Genomic DNA, 15,138 nt, shown 5'->3' on the forward strand with positions numbered 1-15,138 from the left:
ATCTGGGGCGAGTTGTCGCCTGCGCAGGGGGCAACTGCCGCCTCAAACGGCCTTCCGAGCACACACGGAAGCCGCGCCTCCACGACTCGCGTACCCCAGCAACCACGCCTCTAACGTGGGAAGTTGAGCGACCCAGCCGTGACGCACGAGCGCGAACGGCAGCAGAAACGGCTGTACCCCCGATCGGGCCGATCGGGGGTACAGCCGGGGTGTTGGGGTGGCCGAAACTCGACCTTGCGGGGGCCTTCGAAGAGGCCCCGGGGTCAGGCCTGGAGGGTCTGCGGCTTGAACGACGGGCGCTTCGCCTCGTACGTGGCGATGTCCGCCTCGTTCTGGAGGGTGATCGAGATGTCGTCCAGGCCGTTCAGCAGCCGCCAGCGGGAGTTCTCGTCCAGCTCGAAGGAGGCGGTGATGCCCTCCGCGCGGACCTCACGGGCCTGGAGGTCGACCGTGATCTCGGCCTGCGGGTCGTTCTCCGCCAGCTCCCACAGGGCGTCCACGATCTTCTGGTCGAGGACCACCGTGAGCAGGCCGTTCTTCAGCGAGTTACCGCGGAAGATGTCGGCGAAGCGGGAGGAGATCACGGTCTTGAAGCCGTAGTTCTGCAGCGCCCAGACGGCGTGCTCACGGGAGGAGCCGGTGCCGAAGTCGGGACCGGCGACCAGGACCGTGGCGCCCTCGCGCTCGGGCCGGTTGAGCACGAACTCCGGGTCCTTGCGCCAGGCCTCGAACAGCCCGTCCTCGAACCCGTCCCGCGTCACCTTCTTGAGCCAGTGGGCGGGGATGATCTGGTCGGTGTCGACGTTGCTGCGGCGCAGCGGGACGGCCCGGCCGGTGTGCGTGGTGAATGCTTCCATGACTCTCAGACTCCAGCGGGCGTGGGGACGTCGGCGGCGGACAGGTCGGCCGGGGAGGCCAGATGGCCCAGGACCGCCGTCGCGGCCGCGACCTGCGGCGACACCAGATGGGTACGGCCGCCCTTGCCCTGCCGCCCCTCGAAGTTGCGGTTGGAGGTGGACGCGGAGCGCTCACCCGGGGCCAGCTGGTCCGGGTTCATGCCCAGGCACATCGAGCAGCCCGCGTGCCGCCATTCGGCACCGGCCTCCTTGAAGACCACGTCCAGGCCCTCGGAGACGGCCTGCAGACCCACCCGCGCGGAGCCGGGTACGACCAGCATCCGTACGCCGTCGGCGACTTTGCGGTCCCGCACGATCTCGGCGGCGGCGCGCAGGTCCTCGATGCGGCCGTTGGTGCAGGAACCTACGAAGACGGTGTCCACGTTGATGGAGCGCAGCGGCTGCCCGGCCTCCAACCCCATGTACTCCAGGGCCTTTTCGGCGGCGAAGCGCTCCGAAGCGTCTTCGTACGAAGCCGGGTCGGGGACGGCGGCGGAGAGCGGCGAGCCCTGGCCCGGGTTGGTGCCCCAGGTGACGAACGGCGACAGCTCGGCGGCCTCGACGACCACCTCGGCGTCGAACTCGGCGTCGTCGTCCGTGCGCAGCGTCTTCCAGTACTCCACCGCCGCGTCCCAGTCCGCGCCCTCGGGGGCGTGCGGGCGGCCCTGGAGGTAGGCGAAGGTGGTCTCGTCGGGGGCGATCATGCCCGCGCGGGCGCCGGCCTCGATCGACATGTTGCAGATGGTCATCCGGGCCTCCATCGAGAGCTTCTCGATGGCCTCGCCCCGGTACTCCAGGACGTAGCCCTGGCCGCCGCCGGTGCCGATCTTCGCGATGATCGCGAGGATCAGGTCCTTGGCCGTGACGCCGTCGGGCAGTTCGCCGTTGACGGTGATCGCCATGGTCTTCGGACGGGCCATGGGCAGCGTCTGAGTGGCCAGCACGTGCTCGACCTGGGAGGTGCCGATGCCGAACGCCAGCGCGCCGAAGGCGCCGTGCGTGGAGGTGTGCGAGTCGCCGCAGACCACGGTGGTGCCGGGCTGGGTCAGGCCGAGCTGCGGGCCGACGACGTGCACGACGCCCTGCTCGACGTCGCCCAGCGGGTGCAGCCGGACGCCGAAGTCCGCGCAGTTCTTGCGCAGCGTCTCCAGCTGGACCCTGGAGACCGGGTCGGCGATGGGCTTGTCGATGTCGAGCGTCGGGGTGTTGTGGTCCTCGGTGGCGATGGTCAGGTCGAGCCGGCGCACGGGGCGGCCGCTCTTGCGGAGGCCGTCGAAGGCCTGCGGGCTGGTCACCTCGTGCAGCAGGTGCAGATCGATGAAGAGGAGGTCGGGCTCGCCCTCGGCGCGCCGGACGACGTGGTCGTCCCAGACCTTCTCCGCGAGTGTCCTACCCATCGCTTTCCCTCCGGCCGGCGACGAAGCGCCGACCCAACTAGAGATCTTGGGGAAGCGGTGCCCTCACCCCTGTGTTTCCGGGCAACCGCCACCAGGCCCATTCGTCACGGGCCGTTGTGACTTCCTGCCATCAAGAGTGGCGGGTTCCATGGAAAATTGAACTTGCGTTTCACAGAGTGAGACGGGAGTATCGTTTCATGGACAACAGTAGCGGCGTCGGCGTTCTGGACAAGGCGGCCCTCGTCCTGAGCGCTCTGGAGTCCGGCCCGGCCACCCTCGCGGGGTTGGTCGGTGCGACCGGACTGGCACGACCCACGGCCCACCGCCTGGCCGTGGCGCTGGAACACCACCGTATGGTGGCGCGCGACATGCAGGGCCGTTTCATTCTCGGCCCGCGCCTGGCCGAACTGGCCGCGGCGGCGGGCGAGGACCGCCTGCTTGCCACGGCGGGCCCGGTGCTCACCCACCTTCGCGACGTCACGGGCGAGAGCGCTCAGCTCTATCGCCGCCAGGGCGACATGCGCATCTGCGTGGCCGCGGCCGAGCGCCTTTCGGGCCTCAGGGACACGGTCCCGGTCGGCTCCACGCTCACGATGAAAGCCGGCTCCTCCGCGCAGATCCTCATGGCCTGGGAGGAGCCCGAGCGGCTCCACCGCGGACTGCAGGGCGCCCGCTTCACGGCGACGGCCCTGTCGGGCGTGCGGCGCCGCGGCTGGGCCCAGTCCATCGGCGAGCGGGAGCCGGGCGTGGCGTCCGTCTCCGCGCCCGTGCGCGGCCCCTCCAACCGCGTGGTGGCCGCCGTGTCCGTCTCCGGCCCGATCGAGCGCCTGACGCGCCACCCGGGCCGCATGCACGCCCAGGCCATCATCGACGCCGCCGGCCGCCTCTCGGAGGCGCTGCGCCGCACGGGCTGACCACACCCCCTTTCGATACGTGACCGGGAACGGGCCCGCCCCAACGCCGCGGCGGCCCCTTCCCCGCCCTCACGCCTGTCCGCCCCCATGCCTCCCCTTCCTCACGCCTTCTCCGGCGCCGCCCGCTCCCCCGAGCGGTGCGCGAGCCGGTCCCTGGCCCGCTTGCCCCGCCGCTCCAGCGGCACCTGCCCGTGCGCCGCCGCCGGCCCGAAGGCCGGCATGTCCGCGTAGACCGACTCTTACGACCCCTCGGGCACGACGTACGCCTCGTGCCACAGCCCCACGTGCCCGCGCGTCCGCGGCGAGGCCGTCAGCAGGACGTGTCCCAGCAGGCCGCCCGCCGGGTTCTTCGCCAGCTCGCGAAGCATGCGCGGCCACGCCCCCGCTGCGCGGGCGCCACAGGCCAGGAGTGCCGGCAGCCAGTGGTGGACCGCCCAGAAGTGGTTGATCCGCATGCCGATCAGCAGCACGACCACGTCGCCCTCGGCCGCGGCTGTGGTGCGGACCGCGGTGCCGGTCTCCCCTCTTGGGATGGCCACGGCGCGCGAGGTGCTCGGTCATGTGGACGACGACTCGCTGGGCCGCACCATCCGGCTCGGCGCCGCCCTGTGGGCGCTGCCGCGGGAGCCCGAGCCGGACGAGGACGACCCGGCCGTGATCGCCGCGCGGGCCGAGGTGGGCCGGCTGCTGGAGCTGCTCGGCTGGGAGACCTCCCGGGAGTTGGCCTCCCTCTCCCCCGTGCACCGTTCGCTGGTGACGGCGGTGGCCGCGCTGAGGCGGCTGGACTACCCCTGGGACGCCGAACTGATGGCGACGTACGCGGAGTTGATGCTCGAAGTGGAGGAGGAGTCGGCGCGGCGCTACGGCATCGAGTGAACGCCGAAGGGGGCTCCCGCCTCAGCGGGAGCCCCCTTGGACTCATGTACCCCCGACCGGATTCGAACCGGCGCTACCGCCTTGAGAGGGCGGCGTGCTAGGCCGCTACACAACGGGGGCGTGGATCTTGCAAGCGTTTGAATGCTACATCGCCGCAGATCCGAGCTGGTCTACCAGGACTCGAACCTAGACTAACTGAACCAGAATCAGTCGTGCTGCCAATTACACCATAGACCAATGTGGTTTAGACCAGTTCGTACCCCCGACCGGATTCGAACCGGCGCTACCGCCTTGAGAGGGCGGCGTGCTAGGCCGCTACACAACGGGGGCCCTAGCGATCCTGCATCAGCGACGGCGGGAGCTACCCTGACCGTCCCCGCGGGAAGGATCTGTACCCCCGACCGGATTCGAACCGGCGCTACCGCCTTGAGAGGGCGGCGTGCTAGGCCGCTACACAACGGGGGCCTTGCGGATGATCTCCGCGGCGCAGATAAGCTCTGCGAGCTGGCCTACCAGGACTCGAACCTAGACTAACTGAACCAGAATCAGTCGTGCTGCCAATTACACCATAGGCCACTGGAACGCAAGCCCCGAGGGGATCTTGTTCTAGCGTTGCGCTTCCGGTTCCGGCCTTTTCGGCCCGCTCTCCGGCGGCGCAGGAAGAACATTACCCGAAGGTGGACGGGGCTCCAAAACGGGTATCGGCGCCGAGGAGCGCGGGGAGTTCGGAGAGCGAGGCGATGCGGCGGGGCCCGACGGGCGGGTCGACGGTCGCGTACACGCCGCCGCGGTCGATCCACACCGACAGCAACCCGGCGTCGGCGGCGCCGCGTCCGTCGATCTCCGGGTGGTCGCCGACGTAGGCAACCTCCGGCGGGGCGAGGCCGAGGGCGTCGCAGGCGGCCAGGAAGGCGCCGGGCTCGGGTTTGGAGATGCCCAGCTCCGCGGCGCACAGGATGGCCTCGAAGCGGTCGTGCACGCCGAGGACGCGCAGTTTGCGGTCCTGGACGGTGAGGCTGGAGTTGGAGAGCACCGCGTGCCGGTGACTGGCGGCGAGGGCGTCGAGGACGGGCAGGACGTCCGGGAACAGGGACCAGGCGGCCTCGTAATGCGTGACGTACCGCTGGAACCAGTCGTCGGCCTCGGCGTCCGTCAGCTCCGGCCGGCCCAGGAAGACCCGGGTGCGGTCGCGGCGCTGTGTGACGAAGTCGACCTCGCCGGCCGCGAACCGGGCCCACTGCTGGTCGGTGATCTCCCGCCAGCGCACGAGGGCCTCCTCGGCCGTTCCGTACCCGGCGAGCAGCCCTTCGGCCACCAGATGGGCGCGCATGCCCTCGCGGTCGGCGGTGGTGTAGTCGAAGAGGGTGTCGTCGACGTCCCAGACCACGGCTTTGATCGGCATGAGGCCCAGCCTAGGTGGCCAGGGCGGCGGGCGTGGGGAGAAGTCGACCGGGAGGGACGTCTACTGAGCGGCGAGGCCCTCGATCTCGATGAGCATCCGCGGATCGGACAGGGCACGGACCTCGGCCAGCAGGCTGGCCGGACGACAGTCCGCCTCGGCCAGCACGCTCAGCACGGCGTCGTAGTTGGCCGTGACTGCCTCGATGTCGACGGTGAAGATCATGATCTGGACGAGGTCGCTCAGGGCGAACCCGGCGGTGTGCAGCGTTTCGCCCAGGCGCCGGAACGTCAGCCGGATCTGGCCTCGGATGTCGCCCACGGCGGCGATACCGCCCTCGTCGTCCCGGGCCTCGTGACCGGCGACCACGAGCCAGCGCCGCGGCTGTTCGAGGACGACCGCCCGGTTGTAGGCCAGGCGGTCTCCGAAGAAGCGTGGGTCGATGTCCTCACGGCGCATGCCCCCAGTCTGCCGAGACGACGCCGGCGGCGCCGGTCTGCGTGACCCGGGCGGGGTACGGCAAGGGCGGCAGCCGTCGCGGCCGCCGCCCCTCATGCTTCCGTGCGCTACGCCGCCGTCAGCCTCGCCAGCGCCGCGTCGATCCGGGCCAGCGCCTTCTCCTTGCCCAGGACCTCCAGGGACTCGAAGAGGGGCAGGCCGACCGTGCGGCCGGTGACGGCGACCCGGACCGGGGCCTGGGCCTTGCCGAGCTTGAGGCCGTGGGCCTCGCCGGCGGCCAGGACGGCCTCCTTGAGGGACTCGGGGGACGTCCAGTCGGCCGCGTCCAGCTTCTCGCGGGCGGTGCGGAGCAGGGCGTCGGAGCCCTCCTTCATGGCCTTCGTCCAGCTCGCCTCGTCGAAGGCCGGCTCCGGCAGGAACAGGAAGTCGACGTTGTCGGTGATCTCGGAGAGGACCTTCAGGCGGGTCTGCGCGTGCGGCGCGATCGCCTGCCACCTGGCCTCGTCGAAGTCCTCCGGCGCCCAGGGGGCCACGGGGGCCTTCAGCCACGGGCGGCAGCGCTCGGTGAAGTCCTTCACCTCGAGGAGGCGGATGTGGTCGGCGTTGATCGCCTCGCACTTCTTGAGGTCGAAGCGGGCCGGGTTGGGCTGGACGTCGGAGACGTCGAAGGCCGCGACCATCTCCTCGATCGAGAAGATGTCCTGGTCGGCGGAGAGCGACCAGCCGAGCAGGGAGAGGTAGTTGAGCAGGCCCTCGGGGAGGAAGCCGCGCTCCCGGTAGAGGTTCAGGCTCGACTGCGGGTCGCGCTTGGAGAGCTTCTTGTTGCCCTCGCCCATGACGTACGGCAGGTGGCCGAAGGCGGGGGTCTCCTTGGCGATGCCCAGCTCGGTCAGCGCCTTGTACAGGGCGATCTGGCGCGGGGTGGAGGAGAGCAGGTCCTCGCCGCGCAGGACGTGGGTGATCTCCATCAGGGCGTCGTCGACCGGGTTGACGAGCGTGTAGAGCGGGGCGCCGTTCGCGCGGACGATGCCGTAGTCCGGAACGTTCTCGGGGAGGTACGTGATCTCGCCGCGGACCAGGTCCGTGAAGGTGATCGTCTCGTCGGGCATCCGGAAGCGGACGATGGGCTCGCGGCCCTGCGCCTTGTACTCCTCGACCTGCGCGTCGCCCAGGTCGCGGCAGTGGCCGTCGTAGCCGGAGGGCTTGCCGGCGGCGCGGGCGGCCTCGCGGCGGGTGTCCAGCTCGTCCTGGGAGCAGTAACAGCGGTAGGCGTGGCCGGCGTCGAGGAGCTTGGCGGCGACGTCCTGGTAGACGTCCATGCGCTGCGACTGGCGGTACGGCGCGTGCGGGCCGCCGACCTCGGGGCCCTCGTCCCAGTCGAAGCCGAGCCAGCGCATCGAGTCCAGGAGCTGCTGGTACGACTCCTCGGAGTCGCGGGCCGCGTCGGTGTCCTCGATGCGGAAGACCAGCGTGCCCTGGTGGTGCCGGGCGAACGCCCAGTTGAACAGGGCGGTACGCACCAGGCCCACGTGGGGGTTGCCGGTGGGGGACGGACAGAAACGGACGCGTACGGGAGAGCCGGATGCGCTAGCCACGCTTGACAACCTTGTTGGTGAGAGTGCCGATGCCTTCGATGGTGACGGCGACCTCGTCGCCGACGTTGAGGGGGCCGACGCCGGCCGGGGTGCCCGTGAGAATCACGTCGCCGGGGAGCAGCGTCATCGCCTCGGAGATGTTGACGATCAGATCCTCGATCGAGTGGATCATCTCGCTGGTGCGGCCGAGCTGGCGCTGGCCGCCGTTGACCGTGAGCTGGATGGTCAGGTCGCCCGGGTCGAGGTCGGTCTCCACCCAGGGGCCCAGCGGGCAGGCGGAGTCGAAGCCCTTGGCCCTGGCCCACTGCTTCTCGCGGCGCTGCACGTCGCGGGCAGTGACGTCGTTGGCGCAGGTGTAGCCGAAGACGACGTCCTTGACGCGTTCGCGCGGGACCTCGCGGCACATGCGGCCGATGACGACGGCGAGCTCGGCCTCGTGGTGCAGTTCCTCGGAGAAGGAGGGGTACTGGATGGCGTCGCCGGGGCCGATGACCGAGGTGGACGGCTTGAAGAAGGCGAACGGGGCGTCGGGCACCTCGTTGCCGAGTTCGCGGGCGTGCTCGGCGTAGTTGCGGCCGAAGGCGACGACCTTGTTGGGGAGTACGGGCGGCAGGAGCCGCACCTTGCTCAGGGGCACCTTGGTGCCGGAGAGCTCGAAGTCCGCGAACGGGATGCCCTTGATGATGTCGAGGACGAGCTGGTCCGGCTGGTCGCCCTCGACCGCGCCGAAGGCGACGTTCCCGTCGATGGAGAACCTGGCGATGCGCACGGGTTGCTTGGCCCCTTGCTGAGCTGGCTGAAGTCTGACGCTCCAGGCTAACGCGGCGGGCCTGTCCGGCGGATCAGGCCGGAGGAAAGCGACGGTGCTTCACAAGTGCGGCTGAGCGGGGTGTGGTGCGTGCAGCTGCAAGGCGGAGGAGGGCGGCGACGCGATGGGGGTCCCCCCGCGCGAGCGCAGTCGAGCGTGGGGGAGTCGACAACCGACGACAACGCCGCAGATGTGCGTGCCACACCCCGCGCCTCCGGCATGATCCGCCGGGCAGGCCCTCAAGACGGGGGCGCCTCGCGCATTACGTGCCGTGGCCCCGGGGGCGGCGGTTCGTGAGCGCGGGCGCCCGTGTGCCCGTACGGCCGCCCTGAACGTCTGGCGGCCGGGTGACGTACTACTCTGCGACCGCGGCCGCGACGGGGAGCTCCATGAGCGTCGTGCGCCGGGGGTTGGCGGTCTGGGCGGGGAGCTCGACGGCGTGCTCCGGCTGCTCCGGCGTCCGCAGGTCGTCGGCGCCGTCGAGGTGCGCCAGCGTCGTGCGTCGCGGGTTGGCGATCTTGTGGAACATCATCGTCGTCTTCACGGTTGTACGAGACCCTGTCGTGTCCGGGCGCCGGAGGGCTGCAAGAACCCTTGCGAGGGCGCGGGTTGTCGGTTTTGCCTTCTCTGTAAAGCGTCAGGCTAAACATGCGATTCCCCGCCAACCCGAGCGAGGCCCCTGATCTCTGTGTGAGTTTGCTCACTTATCAAGGGTCAAACCGGTCAATTCAGGCTCGTGCATCACCGCGACGAAAGCGACATTGCCCACCTGAACCCATCATTCCGCTCCTGATCATGTCGACTGGGACACCTTCCGGGCGTTGACGACTCGCGGACATACGTCCGCTTTGCGGGTGATCATTTTCTACGTCCGGTAACTCGGCCCTCACGTGCTGTCACGTATGTCACGGGCTGACCCATGGGCCTTGTTGGAGATCCTGCACTGTGCTGGAATTCCACGGACCGCTGCGGGATCGAGCCGGCGCACAGGGGGCGCACACCAGCGCCGAGCGGCGGCGAGATGGGGGAACCAGCGCCGGTCACTCACGACCACCACGGGGGCGTATTCAGGGCGCCCCTATGACGCCGACACCGTGCCCGTCCGTTCACGCGGAGGGGCGCCTGGTCCAGAGGTTGCGACGCTAGTGCAGGGACGTTTCAAGAGGGATGGCAGCGCTTCGGCGGAGCCGGAGCCGCAGCACGGCGGGACTGGCCCCAAGGCCGTCAGCTCCTCGCCCCAGCACGCCCAGAACCCGGGCCAGGCCCAGTCCGGCGACAACGGCGACCGCCCCGGTCAGGCCGGGACGTCGTCCGCCGCCGGCCAGAAGCCGCCCGCGAAGCCGGCCAGGGGCTCGACCGGCCCCGGCCCGCGAATAGCCCTGCGCAACTGGCGGATCTCCACCCGTCTGGTGTCGCTGCTCGCGCTTCCGGTGGTCGCGGCCACGTCGCTGGGCGCGCTGCGCATCAACCAGTCGATGGACGACATCCAGCAGCTCGACAACATGAAGCTGCTGACCGAGATGACCAAGCAGGCCACCGAGCTGGCCGCCGCGCTCCAGGAGGAGCGCGACCAGTCCGCCGGTCCCCTGGCGCACGGCTCGACGTCCAGCGGAATCGCGGTCAAGGGCGACCGGGAGAAGACCGACCGGGCCCTGAAGAACTTCCTCGACCAGTCCGAGGAGATCGACGCCGCCAGCAAGGACGGCAACCTCGTCGGCGTCCGCGACAGCCTCGTCGGCCTCGCCAGCGACCTGAACGACCTCAACAAGATCCGCAGCACCGCCTACAAGGCCCAGGAGAACTCGACCCAGACCGTCGAGGCCTACCACCGCCTGATCACGCACCTGCTCGACCTCTCGCAGGACATGGCGGAGGCGACCAGCAACCCCGACATGATCCAGCGCACGCGCGCCCTGTCGGCCTTCTCCTCGGCCAAGGAGTACGCGTCGATCCAGCGCGCGGTCCTCGCGGCGGCGCTCCCCGCGAACACCAAGAGCAAGGGCAACCTCTCCGAGAACGACCGGCTCTACGCCCAGTCGGCGCTGCAGAGCCAGACGTCCGAGATCCGCAGCTTCACCAGCATCTACGGCGACGGCGCCGAGGAACTCCTCAAGCCGATCTCCGAGGGCAACCCGGTGATCGAGACGTCCGACCAGTACGCCGGACGCGCCCTCGGCCAGGTCAACGGCCTGGCCGACCTGAAGGTCCGGTCCTACCAGGACTGGCTGGACGACAGCTCCACCAAGATCCAGCAGATGAAGAACATCGAGCTGAAGCTGCTGGAGGACATGGAGCAGCAGGCCCGCGAGCTGCGCAACGAGTCCGAGCGCGAAGCGATCATCTCGGGTGTGCTGATCCTGCTCGTCCTCGGCGTCTCGCTGGTCGGCGCCTTCGTCGTGGCCCGCTCCATGATCCGGTCGCTGCGCCGCCTGGAGGACACCGCGACCAAGGTCGCCCAGGACCGTCTGCCCGAGCTGGTCAAGCAGCTCTCCGAGACCGACCCGCAGGACGTCGACACCTCCGTGGAGTCGGTCGGTGTGCACTCCCGGGACGAGATCGGCCGAGTGGCCGCGGCCTTCGACGACGTGCACCGCGAGGCGGTCCGCCTCGCCGCCGAGCAGGCCCTGCTGCGGGGCAACGTCAACGCGATGTTCACCAACCTCTCGCGCCGCTCCCAGGGCCTCATCCAGCGCCAGCTGTCGCTGATCTCCGAACTGGAGTCCCGCGAGGCCGACCCGGACCAGCTCTCCTCGCTGTTCAAGCTCGACCACCTCGCGACCCGCATGCGCCGTAACGGTGAGAACCTCCTCGTCCTCGCCGGTGAGGAGCCGGGCCGTCGCTGGACCCGTCCGGTCCCGCTGGTCGACGTGCTCCGCGCCGCCGCCTCCGAGGTGGAGCAGTACGAGCGCATCGAGCTGGCCTCCGTGCCGACCACCGAGGTCGCCGGCCGCGTGGTCAACGACCTCGTGCACCTGCTCGCCGAGCTGCTGGAGAACGCGACCTCGTTCTCCTCCCCGCAGACCAAGGTCAAGGTCACCGGTCACGCGCTGCCCGACGGCCGCGTGCTGATCGAGATCCACGACACCGGTATCGGCCTCTCGCCGGAGGACCTGGCCGCGATCAACGAGCGGCTCGCCTCGCCGCCCACCGTGGACGTCTCCGTCTCCCGCCGCATGGGTCTGTTCGTGGTCGGCCGCCTCTCGCAGCGCCACGGCGTCCGCATCCAGCTGCGCCCCTCCGACTCCGGTGGTACGACCGCGCTGGTCATGCTCCCCGTCGACGTCGCCCAGGGCGGCCGCAAGCCGCAGCCCAAGCAGGGACAGCCCGCCACGGGCAACGGCGGTCCCGCCGCCGCGCAGGCCGCGGCCGGTGTCGCGGCGGCCCGGCGTGGTGGTGGCCAGGGCGGTGCCGCTCTCGGTGGCGGTGGTGCCTTCGGCGGCGGTGGCGGTGCCCTCGGCGCCGGTGCGCCGGGCGGTGGCCGGCTCGGTGCCGGTCAGGGGCCGCGGGCCGCACTGCCCGGGCGTGACGCGGGCGGTCGCCCGGGTGCGCCGGGCGGCGCGCGCGGGCCGCAGTCCCCGGCGGGGCCCAACCAGCAGAACCGCCCGGCTCCGGCCGGCGCGGGTGCGGGAGCCGGTGCCGGTGCCGGTCAGGCGCCCGGTGCTCCGCAGGGCCTGCAGGCCGCGGGCATGAACGCACCGCAGGGCAACGCGCCCCAGGGCAACGCGCCGCAGGGCGGCCAGGACGCCTTCGGCGGCGGACGCGGTCCCTCCGCGCCCCCGCAGCGCGGCAAGCGCCGCGGCAACGGGAACGGCGACGCCGAGCAGGGCCGTCGTCCGCAGCTGCCGCCGCGCGGCGGTCCGCGGGCCGAGCTGCCCGGCGGCAACCCGCAGCCCCGTACGCCCAGCTGGAGCGACGAGAACGCGCAGCCGGCCGTACCGCGCGCCTCGCTGGACGCACCGCGCGGCCACGAGGAGCCGGACAGCTCGCGTACGGACCGCACGCCCCGCTTCGACGACCGGCAGGGTCCGGGCTCGACCACCGAGATGCCGGCGGTCCCCCGCCTCGGTGAGTCGCAGGGCCCCGGCGCCACGGCCGAGTTCGCCCGCCCGGACTTCGACGCCCCGGCACCTCGCCGGGACGCCCCGCAGAACACGGGGCGGTTCGCCCAGCCCGGCCAGAACCAGCCCGGCCCGAACCAGTCCGGCCCGAACCAGCCCGGTCAGAATCAGTACGGCCAGGACCAGTACGGCCAGGGCGGTATGCACGCCCCGCAGAACGACCAGTTCGCGCGGCCCGAGCCGGCCGCCCCGCAGCAGAACGGCGGATCCTTCGTCCGCTCGGACGTCTTCGGCGGACAGCCCGGACAGCCCGGCCCGGCCTCGACCGGCCCCTTCACCGGCGCCCAGGGCTTCGACAACGGCTCCACCGGGCAGCACCGCCTGCCGGAGCGCCAGAACCCGGCCCCCACCGGCCAGTTCGAGCGCCCGCAGGTCAACGGCACGCACGGCGGGAACGATTTCGGCGCCCCGCAGCCGCCGGCCCCGCAGCAGCGTCCGGCCCACCAGGAGCCCGCGGGCGGGAACGCCAACGGGAACGCCAACGGCACCGCCGCGCAGCGGCCGGGCGACGGATGGGCCCTGCCCCCCGCCTCCGGCCCCGGTGACGGACGTACGCCGCTGTACGACACGCTGGAGACCAACTGGTTCCACGGCGACCGCGAGGCGAGGGCCCAGCAGGGCGCCCCGGCCGCGGCCACGGAGCCGCAGGCCCCCCAGCCCCAGACCCCGGCGGCCCCCCAGCGGCCCGCCACCTCCTCCTGGCGCAGCTCGCCGAACGACGACCTCGTCCGGCAGGCCGAGCGCGTCCGGCAGCCGGCGGCCGGCGGGATCACCACATCCGGTCTGCCGCGCCGGGTGCCCCGGGCCAACCTGGTCCCGGGCACGGCTCAGCAGCAGTCGCACCAGAACGGTCCGCAGGTATCACGTGCGCCCGACGAGGTGCGCGGCCGGCTGACCAATCTCCGTCGGGGAATCGCACAGGGCCGTCAGGCCGGGACCAACCAGACCGGCAGCTATCCGCGGCCCACTCACCAGCAGGAGCGTTAGTTGAGCCCGATGAGCCAGGCGGCACAGAACCTCAACTGGTTGATCACGAATTTCGTGGACAACACCCCGGGGGTGTCCCACACCGTCGTCGTGTCCGCCGACGGACTCCTTCTGGCGATGTCGGAAGGCTTCCCGCGCGACCGCGCCGACCAGCTCGCGGCCGTCGCCTCGGGGCTGACCTCGTTGACCGCCGGGGCATCCCGGATCTTCGAGGGCGGCAACGTGGCACAGACGGTCGTGGAGATGGAACGCGGGTTCCTTTTCCTCATGTCCGTCTCGGACGGCTCGTCCCTGGCCGTCCTCGCCCACCCGGAGTGCGACATCGGCCTCGTCGGCTACGAGATGGCACTCCTGGTCGACCGCGCGGGGGCGGTACTCACGCCCGACCTGCGCGCTGAACTACAAGGAAGTCTGCTCCACTGAACGGCCCCGGCACCACCCGTGTTACCAAATCACCGTCCGGCCGCCACAATCCCCCCACCGGCCTCGTCAGACGGCACGACTGACCAACCTGCTGTCCCGCCCGGAGGATTCATGACCCCGCCCACCGCCTCTCATGATCCGTACGCGGAGCCGTACGAGGACGAGGGCGACCAGCCGCTGGTACGTCCGTACGCGATGACCGGCGGCCGGACGAGGCCGCGCTACCAGCTCGCCATCGAGGCGCTGATCAGCACGACGGCCGACCCGGCAGCGCTCATGGGGCTGCTTCCCGAGCACCAGCGCATCTGCCACCTGTGCCGCGAGGTGAAGTCGGTGGCCGAGGTGTCGGCCCTGCTGGCGATGCCGCTCGGCGTGGCCCGGATCCTCGTCGCGGACCTCGCGGAGGCCGGGCTCGTCGCCATTCACCAGCCGGGCGGCGACGAGAACAACGGCGGTGCGCCGGACGTGACACTGCTCGAAAGGGTGCTCAGTGGACTTCGAAAGCTCTGACGGGGGTCGGGCGACCACCTCCGCGAAGATCGTGGTGGCCGGCGGCTTCGGCGTCGGCAAGACCACGTTCGTGGGCGCCGTCTCCGAGATCAACCCGCTGCGCACCGAGGCCGTGATGACCTCTGCCAGCGCCGGGATCGACGACCTCACGCACGCCGGGGACAAGACGACCACCACGGTCGCCATGGACTTCGGCCGCATCACGCTCGACCAGGACCTGATCCTGTACCTGTTCGGCACGCCGGGCCAGGACCGTTTCTGGTTCATGTGGGACGACCTGGTGCGCGGGGCCATCGGCGCCGTGGTGCTGGTGGACACGCGGCGGCTGGCCGACTGCTTCCCCGCGGTGGACTACTTCGAGAACTCGGGCCTGCCGTTCGTCGTCGCGCTCAACGGGTTCGACGGCCAGCAGCCGTACAACCCGGACGAGGTGCGCGAGGCGCTGCAGATCGGTCCGGACACCCCGATCATCACGACCGACGCCCGGCACCGCGCCGACGCGAAGAGTGCGCTGATCACGCTGGTGGAGCACGCGCTGATGGCGCGGCTGCGGTAGGTCCGCCGGGCGGTCCCAGCCAAGTCGGCAGGGCTCTACGGCACTTGTCGTAGGCCGGACGGAACCGACTGTGTCCTTTGACACGGTCGGCTCCGCCGTTCATAACGTTTCGGCAGAGGAATCGGGTGGTATCGACACGCGACGCGGTCAACTGGTCTCGCTGCGCGCACGAACGCCCCGTCTTTTGACGGGCCTCGCTC

The 15,138-nt window shown here is 70.9% G+C and carries 12 protein-coding genes, 5 tRNA genes and 2 pseudogenes; 6 read left to right on the forward strand and 13 right to left on the reverse strand.

All coding sequences use genetic code 11. From position 1 onward, the window contains the following. Positions 1-263: 263 nt before the first annotated feature. Together leuD and leuC are read right to left on the reverse strand one after the other, a co-directional pair. Complete coding sequence (leuD, locus tag ACFCZF_RS01825; RefSeq protein ID WP_375914374.1) at positions 264-857, reverse strand: 3-isopropylmalate dehydratase small subunit; 594 nt, start codon at positions 855-857, stop codon at positions 264-266. A gap of 5 nt (positions 858-862) precedes the next feature. After that, positions 863-2,293, reverse strand: coding sequence for a 3-isopropylmalate dehydratase large subunit (gene leuC / locus ACFCZF_RS01830; RefSeq protein WP_376669964.1), 1,431 nt, complete (start codon positions 2,291-2,293; stop codon positions 863-865). 197 nt (positions 2,294-2,490) lie between these two features. Here leuC and ndgR point away from each other — a divergent pair, with 197 nt between their 5' ends. Beyond that, complete coding sequence (gene ndgR / locus ACFCZF_RS01835; protein ID WP_121749358.1) at positions 2,491-3,207, forward strand: IclR family transcriptional regulator NdgR; 717 nt, start codon at positions 2,491-2,493, stop codon at positions 3,205-3,207. 101 nt (positions 3,208-3,308) lie between these two features. On the opposite strand, the pseudogene ACFCZF_RS01840 reads toward ndgR, so the two are convergent. Next, a pseudogene (locus tag ACFCZF_RS01840) lies at positions 3,309-3,740 on the reverse strand (monooxygenase family protein). Between ACFCZF_RS01840 and ACFCZF_RS01845 the strand changes: the two are divergent. Then, a pseudogene (locus ACFCZF_RS01845) lies at positions 3,703-4,083 on the forward strand (transcriptional regulator); the annotation flags it as partial. The pseudogenes ACFCZF_RS01840 and ACFCZF_RS01845 overlap by 38 nt on opposite strands. 47 nt (positions 4,084-4,130) lie before the next feature. Here ACFCZF_RS01845 and ACFCZF_RS01850 read toward each other — a convergent pair. The 10 genes from ACFCZF_RS01850 to ACFCZF_RS01895 form a co-directional block, all read right to left on the reverse strand. Continuing rightward, positions 4,131-4,203 (reverse strand) — tRNA-Glu (locus ACFCZF_RS01850). Between the two features lie 45 nt (positions 4,204-4,248). After that, a tRNA-Gln gene (locus tag ACFCZF_RS01855) sits at positions 4,249-4,320 on the reverse strand. 20 nt (positions 4,321-4,340) lie between these two features. Further along, positions 4,341-4,413 (reverse strand) — tRNA-Glu (locus ACFCZF_RS01860). A gap of 62 nt (positions 4,414-4,475) precedes the next feature. After that, positions 4,476-4,548 (reverse strand) — tRNA-Glu (locus ACFCZF_RS01865). A 39-nt stretch (positions 4,549-4,587) separates the two neighbouring features. Then, positions 4,588-4,659 (reverse strand) — tRNA-Gln (locus tag ACFCZF_RS01870). Positions 4,660-4,750: 91 nt separating this feature from the next. Beyond that, positions 4,751-5,485 (reverse strand): HAD family hydrolase, encoded by a 735-nt coding sequence (locus ACFCZF_RS01875; protein ID WP_376669965.1) that lies wholly within the window; start codon positions 5,483-5,485, stop codon positions 4,751-4,753. Between the two features lie 60 nt (positions 5,486-5,545). Further along, positions 5,546-5,941 carry a Rid family hydrolase gene (locus ACFCZF_RS01880; protein WP_376669966.1) on the reverse strand — a complete coding sequence of 132 codons (396 nt, stop codon included), beginning with the start codon at positions 5,939-5,941 and terminating at the stop codon, positions 5,546-5,548. 107 nt (positions 5,942-6,048) lie between these two features. Next, on the reverse strand, positions 6,049-7,536 hold the full coding sequence (gene gltX, locus ACFCZF_RS01885) for a glutamate--tRNA ligase (RefSeq protein WP_376669967.1): 1,488 nt from the start codon (positions 7,534-7,536) through the stop codon (positions 6,049-6,051). Continuing rightward, positions 7,529-8,305 (reverse strand): fumarylacetoacetate hydrolase family protein, encoded by a 777-nt coding sequence (locus ACFCZF_RS01890; protein WP_375914358.1) that lies wholly within the window; start codon positions 8,303-8,305, stop codon positions 7,529-7,531. The genes gltX and ACFCZF_RS01890 overlap by 8 nt, the downstream gene beginning before the upstream one ends. 394 nt (positions 8,306-8,699) lie before the next feature. Continuing rightward, positions 8,700-8,888 (reverse strand): hypothetical protein, encoded by a 189-nt coding sequence (locus tag ACFCZF_RS01895; RefSeq protein ID WP_375914355.1) that lies wholly within the window; start codon positions 8,886-8,888, stop codon positions 8,700-8,702. A 601-nt stretch (positions 8,889-9,489) separates the two neighbouring features. Here ACFCZF_RS01895 and ACFCZF_RS01900 point away from each other — a divergent pair. The 4 genes from ACFCZF_RS01900 to ACFCZF_RS01915 all read left to right on the forward strand — a co-directional run bounded on the left by ACFCZF_RS01900 (position 9,490) and on the right by ACFCZF_RS01915 (position 14,938). Beyond that, a complete protein-coding gene (locus ACFCZF_RS01900) occupies positions 9,490-13,449 on the forward strand; it encodes a nitrate- and nitrite sensing domain-containing protein (RefSeq protein ID WP_376669968.1) in 3,960 nt (1,319 codons plus the stop codon). Between the two features lie 9 nt (positions 13,450-13,458). After that, complete coding sequence (locus ACFCZF_RS01905; RefSeq protein ID WP_003973453.1) at positions 13,459-13,872, forward strand: roadblock/LC7 domain-containing protein; 414 nt, start codon at positions 13,459-13,461, stop codon at positions 13,870-13,872. A 111-nt stretch (positions 13,873-13,983) separates the two neighbouring features. After that, positions 13,984-14,382 (forward strand): DUF742 domain-containing protein, encoded by a 399-nt coding sequence (locus tag ACFCZF_RS01910; RefSeq protein WP_003973454.1) that lies wholly within the window; start codon positions 13,984-13,986, stop codon positions 14,380-14,382. Next, positions 14,363-14,938, forward strand: a complete 576-nt coding sequence (locus tag ACFCZF_RS01915; RefSeq protein WP_055421789.1) for an ATP/GTP-binding protein — start codon at positions 14,363-14,365, stop codon at positions 14,936-14,938. Before ACFCZF_RS01910 ends, ACFCZF_RS01915 begins: the two co-directional genes overlap by 20 nt. Positions 14,939-15,138: the final 200 nt, after the last annotated feature.

It is taken from the genome of Streptomyces sp. NPDC056296, from assembly GCF_042268605.1.
Classification (GTDB): domain Bacteria; phylum Actinomycetota; class Actinomycetes; order Streptomycetales; family Streptomycetaceae; genus Streptomyces.